The sequence below is a fragment of the Paenibacillus germinis genome, assembly GCF_013141785.1.
GTDB lineage: Bacteria > Bacillota > Bacilli > Paenibacillales > NBRC-103111 > Paenibacillus_E > Paenibacillus_E phytorum.
Genome location: NZ_WHOC01000028.1, coordinates 244,141 through 258,783, shown reverse-complemented (window position 1 = coordinate 258,783; position 14,643 = coordinate 244,141). Strand labels below are relative to the sequence as shown.

The following is a 14,643-nucleotide window of genomic DNA, read 5'->3' as shown; positions in this document are numbered from 1 at the left end:
GCTTTGGCAACTGCGCGCTGTGAAGTGCACCCCTTAGAATAGACATTGGAAAAACCCCTTGGTTAATCCGATGAATTCTAAGGAGTGTATTTTTATGGCAACAAAAGGTCAAAACTTTTTAATTGACTCACGTACTCTTGTTGCATCTACGGATGGATAAGATTTCACAAGCCATAACCAAAATTCCTCTTAGGTTATTTTTCCCGTCCAAAGTGCTTCGCGGACCTCGATACTAAATCGAGATTTAAACTCCAGCTGCGGTTTATCCATGGATGACCCACCCTCTACAATCATTATCCTACTGTACTTCAGCAGTTATTGGTTAACCCAATTCGCAATATGATGTCCAAAGTACCTGCCTATCTTTTCAACAGTTCTATAAGTAAGAAAGGCTCGACATGCTTGGCCTGCTTTGCAGATCAAGATAACTTTGTTAGTTGTATTCCAACTTCTTGCAACACACTTCAAGAATATCATGTATTTTCAAATGTATTTGTAGCCCTATTTTAATCTCATATCATATTTTTAATATATGATCAAAGAAGTAGAATTGAGTGGGATACCTGTCCGAACATTGTAGTCAAAAGACTTTTCAAGGAGAATTTGTACAATTGTCCGTTTCATTTAAGTGAAATAATTAAATAGAATGATAGAGAAATAAAGTAGATCTAAGAGGACTGTCCATCAACACTCTGCTGAAAGGCAGAATTATAAATAAGTTTTGAAACATGCTGTTTCCACGGTCAACGTCAACACCGCTCATCAAAGATGAACGGGGCAATAAGAAGCAGGGCAGCATCGCCGCTCTCGAAAAACATGTGATTGATAAAAAAAGGGACCAGCCGAAGCGCTTCTACGCTCCAGCTGGCGTGTCTATCTGTTATTCTTCTTCAAACAACCGTTCACCTTTATGCAGCCTCCAGGCAATTTTAGCCGTGTGCGGGAGCTCGCGCGCGGTTGGCGCGTGTGCCGCCAAATATCGGGTGCAGGCGAGCAGCATCGTTTCTTTGGCCTTCTCAGCAAAAGAGCCTGTCGCCGCTTGCCAGCGGTCGTATTCGGCCACTGCGGCCTCATACATTTGAAAAGAATGGAATTCCGCATCCTCCCGCAACAACGCATGGCCAAGCGTGTTAAGCAGCGCTCCCGGCTCACCACCGCCATGAATGTAGTCCATCACCCATTGCGCGGCCGGTCCGACCTGCTGGCGCAGATCGAGCAAATCGAGCAGCTCCTGATGGTCGGCCGACGCGGCGGAGCCGGACGGCTTCGGACGTGCGGCTGTCGGCACGTTTAAGAAACGGTCAAGATATACGCTGACGGCTCCGTGAAAAATCGCCCGCTGCAGCATCGGCTCATCCGATTGCAGCAGCCTTTCATGCACGGCGTGAGCATAAGTGAACGTATGTAGCACTGCAATCCAATCGCCGAAATCGTTCTGCGTATGGAAACGAACGATCCGTTCCGCGGCGGCCAAAGCAACGAGCTGCGCCAATTGCTCCGGAGCCGTTCCCGCGATGAGCAGGTCGCGCAGCAAAGCGATCGTCTGCACAGGCGTATCGCTCAGCAACTGCTTCAGCAATTGCTCTTCCGTATCAGCAGACAGAGCTGTCTGCTGCCGCGCATCCGTTGACCCACCGGCGAGCTTCGCCTGAGCTGCATTCTGCTCCAGCTCGTTGACCGCTTGCTTGATCGGCTCTACGAGGTTCAGCGGCGCTTGCCACTGGTGCAGCTCCTCGCTCCGTGTCGGACGAGCCATCATCGGCACGAGCGAAGTTAAAATCCGCTCCTTTTGCGACACCTCAGCCCACTCCAGCGCCTCAAAAGCTTTGCTGTGGAAATCGAACACATGGCCGCCGTCCAAGTAAAAGTGATCTGTTGCGGCGACAAGCATCATTTCTGACAGACGCTTCGTGTCAATGCCTTTCAAAATGGCAGTGATCAGCACTTTCTCAGCGCCCTGCGTATCCCGCACCTCTATGCAGCTGCGATACCACTCGGTCAACCGTTCGAACGGCACGTCCGCCGACGGCAGCGCCGACAGCAAGTGGCGGGTTCCTCTGCCCGAGCTGCCTCGAGCGACATGGACAAGGCCTTGGTACAACGCGAGTATTTTGCCGTTCTTGTCCAGCTTGTCGACGCTTTGCGCCATCGCGGTAAGAATCGTAAGTCCGGCGTTCCAGCCCGTTCCATATGTCGTGCCGAATTCGATGCCAATGCGGGCGATGTCCTGCTCCGGCACTCCCGCTTCGATCAGTCCGACGACCGCTTTCGAGATGACGATACCAATATTTTGCTCGAGTCCTTCTTTCAGTCTATGCTTATATTTTTCCGCGCCTTCCGCTCTTCTGGAAACCGGATTTACCCACACTTCGCCGCCGTCGACCCTCACTTCATACGACGGAACATCGTCCGCCCACGGATCAAGCGTACCGCCGCTGCAGACGTCAAACCGGGCATGATGCCAATGGCACGTCAAAATCCCGTCGCACAAGCTCCCCATATGGAGGGGAAAGCCTAAGTGCGGGCAGCGATTGTCCACCGCATATACTTGGTCTTCATGATAAAAAACAGCGATACCGCCTCGTATAACCTTTGCGCCCTCTTGTTTAAGCGCTTCCAAATTGCCTGCTGAAATCCAGTTTAAACTGACACTCATCGATACAGCCTCCTTTATTTTTTTAAGCTGCACTCCAAACCACAACAAACGTATCCGGTCAGAACCCTCTGCGTTCTGCTCCATAGATTTATTATACCTTAGTGTCCCGGCCATGGCTTCAGCAAAGAGTAAGGAAATCAGCACGACAAAAACCCCGTTCAATGAAAACAAAAGAAGAGCCACTTAAAGTGCAGCTCCACTATCATTTTCCGTTAGTTTATGCTTAGGTTTCAAGTATATGTAATAACAAGCTTTTTTGAACATGCATCCTATTCTCAGCTTGTTGATAGATAATGGAGTTCTCAGATTCAATCAAATCCTCTTCTATCTCAAAGTCAGGGTGAATTGGCATATCGTGCATGATGTATGGGGAATAACCACCTAGATTTTTCTTGTTAATCTGAAAAGGCATCATTACTTGAATCCTTCTATTTTTCTCCTCGTGATAATCAATATTCCGAAAATATTCCATATCAACCCAAGTGTCCGTATAAATAAAATCAGTCCTTCTAACAGCATCGGACAAACTCTTCAAATTTTCAATATACCCACTCTGATAAGCATTCTGCATAAGTTCTTCATCCCAAGAAGCTTCATTAATTATCGGGGTTACCAACAAAAGCTTAATACCCAATGTGATACAACCTGCTATTAGTGAATTTGCAACATTATTATGAATTCCTACATACGTTACAGTCACACCTGTGTAAGTTCCTTTTACTTCGTATATAGTCATCAAATCAGCTAGTGCCTGACATGGGTGGTACTTATCACAACATCCATTTATAACTGGAACATTGGAGTTATTAGCTAATTCAAGTAAATCTGAATGCTTTTTTAACCTAGCCATAATTACATCGCAGTTTCTTGATGCGTAACGGACTTCATACCTTATTGGTGAGAGGCTAAAATTACTCGAATCCCAATCGATGGTTACAACATAACCGCCCATTTGATTAATGCCAGACTGAAAAGACAAATTGGTATGTTATGTTGGGAATAGAAAATAAATCCCATCTAGGAGTGAACGACTTATGGAGAATATACTCCGTTCTGGTATGCATGATTTTGATTTTACGCTTAAACCGATGATAAATCGCAATAGACGTCGGACGAATGCGATTTATCCGGAAAAGGAAGGCGTCTGGGAAGAGTTTGAAGCTAGTCATACAGGTGAGAAATATCTCGATGGGAAGGTCATCATCGACCATTTTGAAGGAATATTCCCGGATGGTGAAGTTAGAAAAGGGATGACGATACGCGCCTATGACGAGGAAACGCAGCAATGGTCGTTGGTATGGCTGGATAATCGCAACCCTCATGATTTTAGACCGCTGATCGGAAAGTTTGAAAATGGAATTGGTGTGTTTAATCAAGTGGTAGAAACACCAGACGGAAAACCGCTGCACATGAGATTCACTTGGGATGAGATTACGGAGAATACGGCTCGCTGGCAACAGGCCTTTTCGTTTGATGGAGGCAACAACTGGGATACCAATTGGATCATGGAGTTTACGAGAATATAAACGTTCACGCACCGTGGCCATCACCACATTATACTTTCATATCCCCTAACCGTAGGTGAGTAAAAAGGCTGCCGATCACACAGGCAGCCTTTTCGCTTCACTCATTAAATCTTCCCATAATAATGGTGTTATCGTATGTTATCGTTTACATGTGTTTTTAAAAAAATGATCCATAAGATCATTTTCATTACCATTACTTTGATGGAACAAGGTGTGGCATTAAGATTCTATTCTGTACAGAATCCGCTTCACCGTTTAACCGTTTTATTAACAAATCACCAATCGTTTCCCCAAGCTCCTGAGGATTTTGCATAATGACTGATAGATTATGATGAAACAAAGAAGAAAATTCAAGATTGCCGAATGAAACCACTTCGATGCTTTCCAGCGGTATTCCCAATTGTTGCAAACCCAAATAAACACCGAAAGTCATTTCGTTATTTGCTGAAAAAATAGCGGTCGGGCGATCAGGTAATTGCCAGAAGTACCGAATAGCTTCAATACCCGATTCTCTGGTGTAATCACCTTCAAACATGAATTCATTCGTTGGCGTAATCCCCGCTTCTTCCAACCCAATAATCGCGCCTTGCCTTCTTTCCCTTGCGGTACTAATCGTCTTGGGACCATTAATAATACCTATTCGCGTATGCTTTTTCTCCAGTAAATGCTCAATTGCAGACTTAGAGGCGTAAATATTGTCTTCTGTTACTGTATCCAGTTTTAGATTGGAAAAACGGCGGTCAGCCAAAATGACATGTATGCCTGAATCACTGATTGCCTGAATTTGATCCCTGTTCTCACCGGTACCAGCAAGAATGAGAGCCTCAACTCTTTTTTCCGTCAGAAATTCAAGAGCTTCCCTTTCTTTCTCAGGATTCTCTTCGGTGTCGATAAAGAGTAGATGATAGCCTTGTTGGAAACAGCGATGCTGAATCGTACGGGCAATTTTCATAAAATAAGGATTCGCCATATCAGGCAGAACAATCCCCACACTGCGTGATTTTTCTTGTTTTAAGCTTCTGGCTATCGCATTTGGTTGGTAGTTAAATTTGCGGATGACTTCCAACACCTGCTGCTTGATATCCTCACTCACATAACCGGAATTGTTCATAACACGCGAAATCGTTGCTGTGGACACCCCTGCTTCTTTAGCTACATCCTTGATTGTCATTTTGACCAAGAGGATCCATCCTTTACATCAGAGTCATCGAGTCGATTCTCCATGTTAACGTTACCACATTAATACTATCTGGAGAACCATGATTCGTCAACGACCGTAAATGCGAATAACCGCAGCCTTCATGGATGAAAGCAGCGGTTATTCAATTGTTTCATAATCAATAATCAAAGCATGTTTTCAAATCATTCTGATTGAAGGTTAAAATATCAGCAAGCGGCAATCTTTTAGCTACAGGCAAAATAATGGGATGATCTTTATGTGGCTCCGTTTGATACCAATAAGCTGTACTGGAGTAATCATCGCTCCGATGATTATTATGTCCATGCTCGATCGTCACTCTAATGGACGTGTCGAACATCACAGGATCTTCAATGTGGAAACGGTACGCTGAGATTTTGCCTGACCAGTTCGGCCCTCCACCAAGTATAAGACCGTGATTCGGCGTACATTGTTCCTGCTGCGGGCACCAGGCCGTGTTGAAATAATCCTCCATCCCCGTGCCGTGGAGTGAAGGGGGCCATGGTTCCCCATCAATGAAGATCATGTCATCCCCTTCTCCGTACCAGTTCCATTCCCGCGTCATACGCAAGTTATGAATGTTCAGGTTACAGCCGACATAGTGGCCTTTTCCAACCGCATCCAACATCACATAGTTGCCGTCGCCCGTTATATTTTTTCCGCCAAATTCAAACAGTGCATTGGAGATGCTATCTTCGATACCATCCGTAAGTTCACGGCGCCAGATGGCATGAAACCTAAGATCACTGTCGATTGGGAACGCATATTGTTCATAATCGATATAGTAGTAGAATTTGATCGGTTGATCAGCATCGGATTCGACCTCTATTCTGGCATTTCGGCCAAACGGCATCGGGAAGAAGCAATTAAGCGCTCTTCCATCTTCCGGGCTCATCGCAAGGGGCGCCGAGCTGAAGTTTTTGGTAATCCCATGTCCCATACCGAAAAAATCGCCGATCGGAGCTTGTACACTCGGGTTTTCTTCACCGTCCCAATACATCTTAAGCACGACTTTTCGGTGCAAGTATGTTTCGATCGCAGCGTCGTCAAGCGGTGCCATTGTCATCCAGATATGAGTAATACAGCCGGAGCCATCTATATCTAATATTTTGATTTTTTCTCCTGGGTACAATTTGCTATAGTCACGATTTCCTCCCGTTGTATCATAGCTGGAAGCCCTTTTGCGTTTTCCTTGTCGAGTGCGGTACAAATCTCTTAACGATGATCCTAACATGGTCAAATCAGCTCCTTGTTGTAAGTAGCCGGCATCATTTAATACCGGTCATTTTAATGCCTTCCACCAAATATTTCTGCATGACGAAGAATAGTAAAAAAGTAGGTAATGCGGCAATTACGGCTGCAGCAAGCACGATGTTCCATGGCGTCACGTAGCCCCCGCCAACCAAGTTAGCTAGTTGAACCTGAATAACCCACATGCTCTCTTTTTGCGTAATGATAAGCGGCCATATATAGGAATTCCAATTAGCTAAGAAAAATCCGATGGTTAATGGGGCAATGATCGGCATGGAAAGCGGTAAAGCGATTCGGAAAAACGTCCCTGCTTGAGAAAGCCCTTCTATATAGGCTGCCTCTTCGAGATCTTTTGGAAATTCCCGATAAAACTGGCGGAACAGAAAAATTCCATAAGCGTTAAAAATGGCAGGTATGATCAAACCGGCAAAAGAGTTGGTCATGCCTAAATTTTTTGTAATTAAATAGAGTGGCAGCATGATCACAGCGAATGGGATCATTAATGTGCTGAGCATCCATGCAAAGATGACATTTTTCCCTGGAAATTGAAAGCGAGCAAGCGCATATCCGGACATCGCGTGGAACAGCATAGCAACCGCAGTCACGGTTGTGGACACAATCAACGAATTCATAATCGATCTGAGCAAATGCGATGATGTGACAGCCTCTTTGAAGTTGGGAAACTCAAATTCCGTCGGCCACAGCTGAATATCGAAGATATGAGTTTCCGAACGAAAGGAGCCTATAAATAGCATGTAAATGGGAAAAATCATGGCGATCCCGACAATGATCGAAACCGTCGGTAGTATGAATCGGTTCATTATTCTCATAGTAGCACCGCCTAATCTTTAGAAGAGAAAAATTTAAGTTGTATCATCGAAAATGCGAAAACAATCAGGAACAAAACAAACGCGAGAGCGGAAGAATACCCCATATTCAACATTTGGAACGCTTGTTTAAAGATATAAAGTACGCTAACCTCCGTTGAATCCATCGGTCCGCCTTTTGTCATAACGATGATATGGTCGAAAATTTGAAAGGACGCGATCGTCGTGACAATCAAAATAAACGTATTCGTTTCCCGCAATAAGGGGAAAGTGATATGCCGAAAGCTTTGAAAGCGGGTTGCCCCGTCAATATGTGCCGCTTCGAAATAATCAATCGGAATTTCCTTAATCGCCGATAAAAAAATAGTCATGTTATAGCCGATGTTGATCCATAACAATGTCAGAATGACGCAATAGATTGCCTGTGTAGGAGAACCGAGAAATTGTTGTGTTCCGATACCGACAAGAGAAAGCAGTTGATTGGCAAGGCCGTTTCTCGGATCAAGCAGGAACATGACAATGATAGCTGATATGACCGATGTGACCGCAAAAGGTAGTAAAAACATCGTTCTAACCACACCTACTGTTTTTCCTCGCAGCCCGTTTACGAGCAGCGCAGAAAGCAATGCGAGGCAGAATAACAATGGCACATAAACAACACTAAAAAGTAATGTTCGTGTTACGGAATGCCACCACTGATCATCCGAGAGTAAGGTGACATAGTTCTCAAATCCAATATACACTTTAGGCGACAATGCGTTCCAATCATGTAAACTAACATAAAAAGCATAGAGAATCGGTATAAAAACAAATATCATTAATCCCAAGATATTGGGAAGCAAGAAGCTGTAAGCCGTAACCCATTCTTTAATCATGCGGGCATTGCTGCGTCTTGGAGTCACTCTTTACCCCTCCCCGAATTGAAAAGGGAGACCGTCTTGCAGTTTTACGGAGCAAGCCGTCCCCCTCCCGAGATTCCTGTTATTTCTGTTTGCTTAGAATATCCGTGATTTTCGCATCAACGGTTTTGGCAGCGTCGGCACCTGACATTTTACCGAACATGACGTACTGCATGGCATCACCAACTGCATCAACCACTTCGGACGGATATCGCGGTTCTGGGATCGCGGAGTTATAAATTTCTTCAGTGAACACTTTACGCAAGCCTTTGTTATAGATGTCCTTACCTTTTTCGACTACGGATTTCCGTGGGGAGTAAGCGAACTTCACTTCCGTACCCCATTTCAATGCATGGCTGAGATCCGATGAACCGAATGCCCACATCACAAATTTCGCAGCCTCAGCCGCGTGCTTGCTTTGACCGTTTACAGCCATTTTCCAACCGCCTGCATCTGTTGCTGCTTTGCCACCGGCAGGAGTCGGAATTGGAGCTAGACCGATGGGTACATCTTTATATTTTTCTTCAATTCGATTGATAGCCCATGTTCCGACAATTTGCATAGCTGCGGTTTTGTTACCCAGGTTATCGATTTCCCATGGACCGAGCTGCAGTTTTTTAGGAGACAGACCGTCTTTAAAGAAGCTTCCCCAGAAATCAAGTGCTTTTGCCGTCTCTGGTGTGTTGAACGTTGATTTGGTTCCATCAGCACTCAGCACGTTACCGCCTTGCTGCCAAAGGAACGGATACCAGATAAAGTTAAAGTACGGGCCTTTATCCGGCGGGATAATCAGACCGGCTACCTTATCAGTTGTCAGTTTTTTCGCAGCGGCATGGAGTTCATCCCAAGTCTTCGGCACTTGCACGCCTGCCTTATCCAGCATTTCCTTGTTATAGTAAAGACCTAGCGTTTCCAATTCAAATGGCAGAGCCATGATCTTGCCGTTATACGTCACAGCATCAAGAGATGCAGGAAGGAAATCCTCTTTAACGCCTGGCGCGAAATCCGGAGTCAAATCTTTCATTAAACCGGATTTCGCGAATTTCATGAAATCACCCGGGCTGATCATGTAAATGTCTGGACCTTCTCCGCTGGCAAAGCCAGTAGGAAGCTTGGTAGTTGTGTAGGAAGCTTGATCATAGGTTGAATACTCGATTTGCACTTGATCTTGTGATTTGTTGTACTCATCGATCAAATCTTTGAAGAACTTACTCTCGGCTTCGGTGTGCATGTCCCAGAAAGCCAGCTTGACTTTGTTCTTGGCAGCGCTTGTTTCCTTGGTGGCTTCCGTGCTTTTCGGTGCAGCGTCGCCTGCTTTTTGCGTGTCCGTTGTCGAGGATCCGCAACCAAGTTGTAAAACAAGTGCAGAGCTAATCGCCGTAACCCCTAACGTTTTCCATTTCCGTTTCATCTGTTGTATCCCCTTTCATTTCGTTTACATCTTGAGTATAATCCGGGGGAACAGCTGTACATAACGAGAAATTATTTAGTTAGGTGGACTATTTTTGGATTTTGGACAGGAAACGATCGATCTTCTCATCCATGCTTTGAACCACTTCTTTGCCGGATACCCCGCTGTACAATATGCTTTGTAATGACTGGGTAAATGTCCGGTTGATTTCTTCCGGATATTGCGGCTCCATCCGCTCCGTACCGAAAATTTCATTGGTAAAAACCTCTCGCAGACCGCGCCGGTAATAGTCGGAACCAGCTTCCATGACGGACTTGCGCGGGGAATAAGCAAACTTCACATCGCTGCACCACTTGAGCGGTATGCTCGTATCACCGGAAAAAGCCCACATCACAAACTTCGCAGCTTCGCTTGCATAATCACTTCGCGAGTTCACCGCAATTTTCCAGCCGCCTGCAATCGTGAGACGGTTCCCGCCATCCGGTGTCGGCAGAGGAACGACACCGATTGGTTGATCGGCATACTGCGTCTCCAACATGCGAATATTCCACGTCCCGCTTACCTGCATCGCCGTTTCACCATTCGTCAAAATGCCAATATCCGTTGCCGGCCGTGATGGCTGCATATTAATTAACCCCTGACTGACCATACTGTGGAAAAAATTATACATGTTTTCGCCTTTCACTTGGCTCAGCCCGGAATGCTTGCCATCCTCCGATATTAAATCGGCACCGGTTTGCCATAGAAACGGAAACCAGGAGAAGTTCTGGTAAACACCACCGAACGTTTCTATCGTTAAACCGCTTACATGTGATGTTCTAAGCTTCTTTGCCGCTTCCATCATCTCATTCCAGGTTTTGGGAGGTGCTAAATGCTGCTTTTGAAACATTGATTTATTGTAAAATAGCCCCATTAATTCTGTTTCAATCGGAACCGCATAAATCGTATTGTATAGAGTAACGGCTTCCAGCGCCGTCGGGTAGAAATCCTCTTTCATTGTTGGCGTAAAATAGGAGGTCAACGGCATTAACATGTTGACATCCGCGAGTCGCTTGATCATGGGCGATGATACAAAAAAGATATCCGGACCTGTTCCGGATGCGAATGATGCGAGCAGCCGCTCCCCCGTAAAATAATCATCGCTGGACACGTACTCCACCTTGATCTCAATGTCTGGGTGCAGCTGCTGATACTGCTTGGCAAGTTCCTGCCAAAACTCAAACTCCTTAGAAGTATGAAATGACCATAAGCGAAGCACTCTTTTAGGTGCACTCGCATCCTTGCTTGGTCCTGTCTGTGAACGAAACAGCTTGTCGAGTTCAGGTGATTTCGTTGTCGTGTTTTGCTCACAGGCAATTAGCAGGCTGAACACAAGCATTAAAAGCAGCAGCTTTCTGGCAAGCTTTCCACTTATCGATATTGTTTTTTCCATGTCAATCCTCCTTTCGGAAGAAAAATTGCCGATATTCCACAGGGGTGACACCCATTTTCTTCTTAAATAATCGCGAGAAATATTTTACTTCTTGATAACCTACCATCTGTGCGATTTCATACAGTCTCAACCCGGAATCCATCATCAGCGTTTTCGCCTTCTCCATACGAAGCCCTGTTAAAAATTCAACGAATGAACTGCCGGTTTCGAGTTTAAAATAAGTGCTAAAATAACTTGGATTCATCTGGACATGACGCGCTGCGTCTTCTAATGAAATGTCTTGCGAATAGTTCGATTGAAGGAAAGACAGCGCCTTTTCGATCGTCCGATTCTGCTTTTGTGTTTTATTCCATTCCATAGACAAAATACAGGATTCAATCAGTTTTTTCATAAATTCAACATACTCTTCGAGTGTAAAGTTCTTGTCAAATAAATCGATCGGACGAGCCAAATTTTCAATCACAAGATCGTACATTTTTTGTTCATAGGTCAAACGAATAACGGAGGATACCAATTGCAAGCAAAATCTCCGAAACAACCGAAACGAAACATTCCTTTGTTTGACCGTTTCTATGAACGCGATCAGTACGAGCGCAGATTGGTCGGATTGACCTCCTCGAATAGCCTTGATGAGCTCCATTTCCAACCCGTTCGGGTAACCAACCTCAATGATGTCCTCCATTTTCAAGTCATCGTAATCGCTTATCGTTCCACACCCGTAAAGCCATTTATTTTGTAGGGCTACGCGTGCATGCTGCAGAATTTCCGGCAATTCGAGGTAAGAGTCGGTGACGTCGCTGATCCCGATGGAAATCGATATTTTGAGCCAACGGCGGACTTCCTCTATGCTTGTTTTGGCTAACTGTCTCGTATCGTCTTCATTGATGGTGAGAAAGAACAATTGAGCACCGCTCACAAATAAAAAGTGAGAATCCGAGTTTGTTCTCATACCAGTAACATCCTGGACAATATTACGAACGGCGAACAAGACCAATTGTCTGTCCCCCCATTGATCCTCGTTGATCAGTTCATCAATGAGATCCACTTCGATGACCATGATCCGAAACGTAGAAATATCGATAGGGAATAAAGGGCTGAGCAGCTTCGGAGGCTCTTTCTCCTCCTGCAGTCCGAGCAGCCAATCCTTCCACAGCTTAGAATAATTCGGCCGACTGGAGCTGGTCTGAGACACAGCTGGAAACGATTGTCGGTCCTGCTTCACTCTTCTCAGCACACTCTCGATGTCCTCAGGCTTCAGCGGCTTTAACAAATAATCGAAAGCGCCATATTTAACCGCCGTTTGTGCATATTCAAAATAACCGTATCCCGATAAGATGACGACATGTACTGGATATTCCTTCAAATGACTGAGAAGATCCAACCCGTTCATATGCGGCATACGGATATCTGTGATGACCAGATCAGGCATCTCTTTTTTGACCGCCTCCAGCGCATCATACCCATTCTTGGCTTCACCGATCACAATCCAATCGCTGTCAAGCTTCGGAATTAGACTCGTTAGACCTCTGCGAACTCTCGGCTCGTCATCTACCACTAAAACCTTAAACATGTTGATCTCCCCCGTTGTGTCTTAACGAATATAAGGCAGGACAATGGTGACGATGGTACCTTCGCCATAGACCGAATTTATCGTCGTCCCGTAGGTCGGTCCATACTCCATCTTCAACCGCTCGTCCAAATTGTAGATGCCGATACCATGGCTCCGGCGTTCTTTAATTTGTTGCAGCTTATCCACTGAAATACCGCCGCCGTTATCTTCAACGATGACCGTAAGTTTCATCTCTTCTTCACTTCCAGCGCTGACCGTGATCCGAATGACGCCGCCCGTATCGATATCCTCCATGCCATGTATAATCGAATTTTCTAAGTACGGTTGAAACAGCAATCTCGGAACTTTTAAATCCAGTATGTCTATTTTCACATCAAAAACGACTTCAAATTTATCTTCAAATCTCATTTCTTGCAAGTAAGCATAATTTTGCGCCCACTTCAGCTCCTCTTCGATCGTAACCAGCTGTTCGCCCGGCTTAATGGCATATCTCATAATATCGCTAAGAGAGGTAATCATACGGCTGATACGGCTTTGGTCATTCTCAATCGCCATCCAGTTGATGGCATCAAGTGAATTGTAGACAAAATGCGGATTGATCTGAGCCTGAAGCGCTCTAACCTCAGCTTCTTTTTCCTTATTGGAAATCAACCTGACTTCCTTAATCAGGTCGTTTATTCTTCCACGCATTCCGAGAAACGCGGCTTGCAGCATCCCCATTTCATCTGAAGATTGGGATAGCGGCATCATTTCGAAATTGTCTTTTTGAATATGCTTCATCGCCAGTGCCATTTGACGGATCGGGCGTGTAATATAATTCGATGTAAAGGCAGCCAGCACAATGAATAAAGCAGCGAAGGCGACAACCGTTGCTGCCAGAAAGCGCTTCAGATCGTTGGTTTGTGCGTTCAAATCGGATTGTGGTACAAAGGAAAAATAATACCAACCGTTATAAGCGGAACGCAGGAAGGTGCCCCGATAGGAACTGCCGTTAATTTCCTGGGTAAAGTGTCCGTCTTCCTTTTGGTCCAATTGTTTAAAGAAAGGATAAGTCGATAAATTAATGCCGTAGGCATCGGGATTCCTGTTCCAGATCAAGTTGCCTTGATGATCCGTAATTAGTACTACGCTATTGGGGCTTACTTGAACGTTATTAATGATCTTATCCAAAGCATCAATTTTGACGTTAGCAATTAAGGTGCCTAACGATTGTAGAGAATCATATACATCCTTGACCTGCATGCCTACCGCAAAATAATGCGAAGGCTTCGAGTTGTACTGGTTTGGCGGAAGCTCATAGCTTGGCAGCCAAACAGCCCGACCGGTACCTAATGAAATGAAACGCTCCCACAGTGGATGATCTCGGTATAATTGAGCAAAGAAGTTAGGTCCTTTGAAATCACCGAAATAAGTAGCTTTAAGCGTAAATAAATAGATGGAATCCAAGTCATCCTTCCCTCTTAGGAAGTCGCGAAGAAAGCGATTCACAGAATCGTCGCTGAGTGGTATCTGATCACCTAGCTCCGTTTCATATGAATCACTGATTTGTTTAATGATATCTTCATGTTCATAAATATCATTCAATTGGGATTCGTATCCCTTGAGAAGCTGGTTAACGTTTTGATTGACGAGTGTGAGTACCTGCAGCCCCTCTTTATCCGTCCTTTGTGCCACAAGGTCTTTGGAACTCTGGTAGAACAAGATGCCAAATATCATGAGCGGCGATAAAATGAACAACACGAGAACAATCATTAATTTCGTCCGCAGATTCCAAGTTTTCAGGAACGATAGATGCATGGACCGCTTCTCCAATTCACGTAGTCTTTGAAAAAAGTATACCATAAGCTGTCTGGGACGCAGTCAGAAAAATCAT

The 14,643-nt window shown here is 45.0% G+C and carries 11 protein-coding genes; 1 reads left to right on the top strand and 10 read right to left on the bottom strand.

Annotated elements, in window-relative coordinates; all coding sequences use genetic code 11:
• Positions 1 to 880 precede the first annotated feature (880 nt).
• Together GC102_RS06895 and GC102_RS06890 are read right to left on the bottom strand one after the other, a co-directional pair.
• Positions 881 to 2,656, bottom strand: a complete 1,776-nt coding sequence (locus tag GC102_RS06895; protein WP_171688813.1) for a Rieske (2Fe-2S) protein — start codon at positions 2,654 to 2,656, stop codon at positions 881 to 883.
• Positions 2,657 to 2,879: 223 nt separating this feature from the next.
• Positions 2,880 to 3,635 (bottom strand): Rossmann-fold NAD(P)-binding domain-containing protein, encoded by a 756-nt coding sequence (locus GC102_RS06890; protein ID WP_281367630.1) that lies wholly within the window; start codon positions 3,633 to 3,635, stop codon positions 2,880 to 2,882.
• Positions 3,636 to 3,690: 55 nt separating this feature from the next.
• On the opposite strand from GC102_RS06890, the gene GC102_RS06885 reads away from it, so the two are divergent.
• A complete protein-coding gene (locus GC102_RS06885; protein WP_171688796.1) occupies positions 3,691 to 4,182 on the top strand; it encodes a DUF1579 domain-containing protein in 492 nt (163 codons plus the stop codon).
• A gap of 193 nt (positions 4,183 to 4,375) precedes the next feature.
• On the opposite strand, the gene GC102_RS06880 is transcribed toward GC102_RS06885, so the two are convergent.
• From GC102_RS06880 to GC102_RS06845, 8 genes are all read right to left on the bottom strand, one after another.
• Entirely contained in the window at positions 4,376 to 5,353 is a 978-nt protein-coding gene (locus tag GC102_RS06880; protein WP_246320770.1) for a LacI family DNA-binding transcriptional regulator, read from the bottom strand.
• Between the two features lie 166 nt (positions 5,354 to 5,519).
• On the bottom strand, positions 5,520 to 6,614 hold the full coding sequence (locus tag GC102_RS06875; protein ID WP_171688794.1) for a glycoside hydrolase family 172 protein: 1,095 nt from the start codon (positions 6,612 to 6,614) through the stop codon (positions 5,520 to 5,522).
• Between the two features lie 34 nt (positions 6,615 to 6,648).
• Positions 6,649 to 7,461, bottom strand: coding sequence for a carbohydrate ABC transporter permease (locus tag GC102_RS06870; protein WP_171688793.1), 813 nt, complete (start codon positions 7,459 to 7,461; stop codon positions 6,649 to 6,651).
• 11 nt (positions 7,462 to 7,472) lie between these two features.
• On the bottom strand, positions 7,473 to 8,360 hold the full coding sequence (locus GC102_RS06865; protein WP_216627967.1) for a carbohydrate ABC transporter permease: 888 nt from the start codon (positions 8,358 to 8,360) through the stop codon (positions 7,473 to 7,475).
• A gap of 79 nt (positions 8,361 to 8,439) precedes the next feature.
• The gene (locus GC102_RS06860; RefSeq protein ID WP_171688792.1) at positions 8,440 to 9,768 is read right to left on the bottom strand and encodes an ABC transporter substrate-binding protein; all 1,329 of its coding nucleotides are present in this window, start codon (positions 9,766 to 9,768) and stop codon (positions 8,440 to 8,442) included.
• Between the two features lie 88 nt (positions 9,769 to 9,856).
• Positions 9,857 to 11,200, bottom strand: a complete 1,344-nt coding sequence (locus GC102_RS06855) for an ABC transporter substrate-binding protein (protein WP_171688791.1) — start codon at positions 11,198 to 11,200, stop codon at positions 9,857 to 9,859.
• A gap of 1 nt (position 11,201) precedes the next feature.
• Complete coding sequence (locus tag GC102_RS06850; protein ID WP_171688790.1) at positions 11,202 to 12,770, bottom strand: response regulator transcription factor; 1,569 nt, start codon at positions 12,768 to 12,770, stop codon at positions 11,202 to 11,204.
• A 21-nt stretch (positions 12,771 to 12,791) separates the two neighbouring features.
• Positions 12,792 to 14,567, bottom strand: a complete 1,776-nt coding sequence (locus tag GC102_RS06845) for a cache domain-containing sensor histidine kinase (RefSeq protein WP_171688789.1) — start codon at positions 14,565 to 14,567, stop codon at positions 12,792 to 12,794.
• Between the last annotated feature and the right edge of the window lie 76 nt (positions 14,568 to 14,643).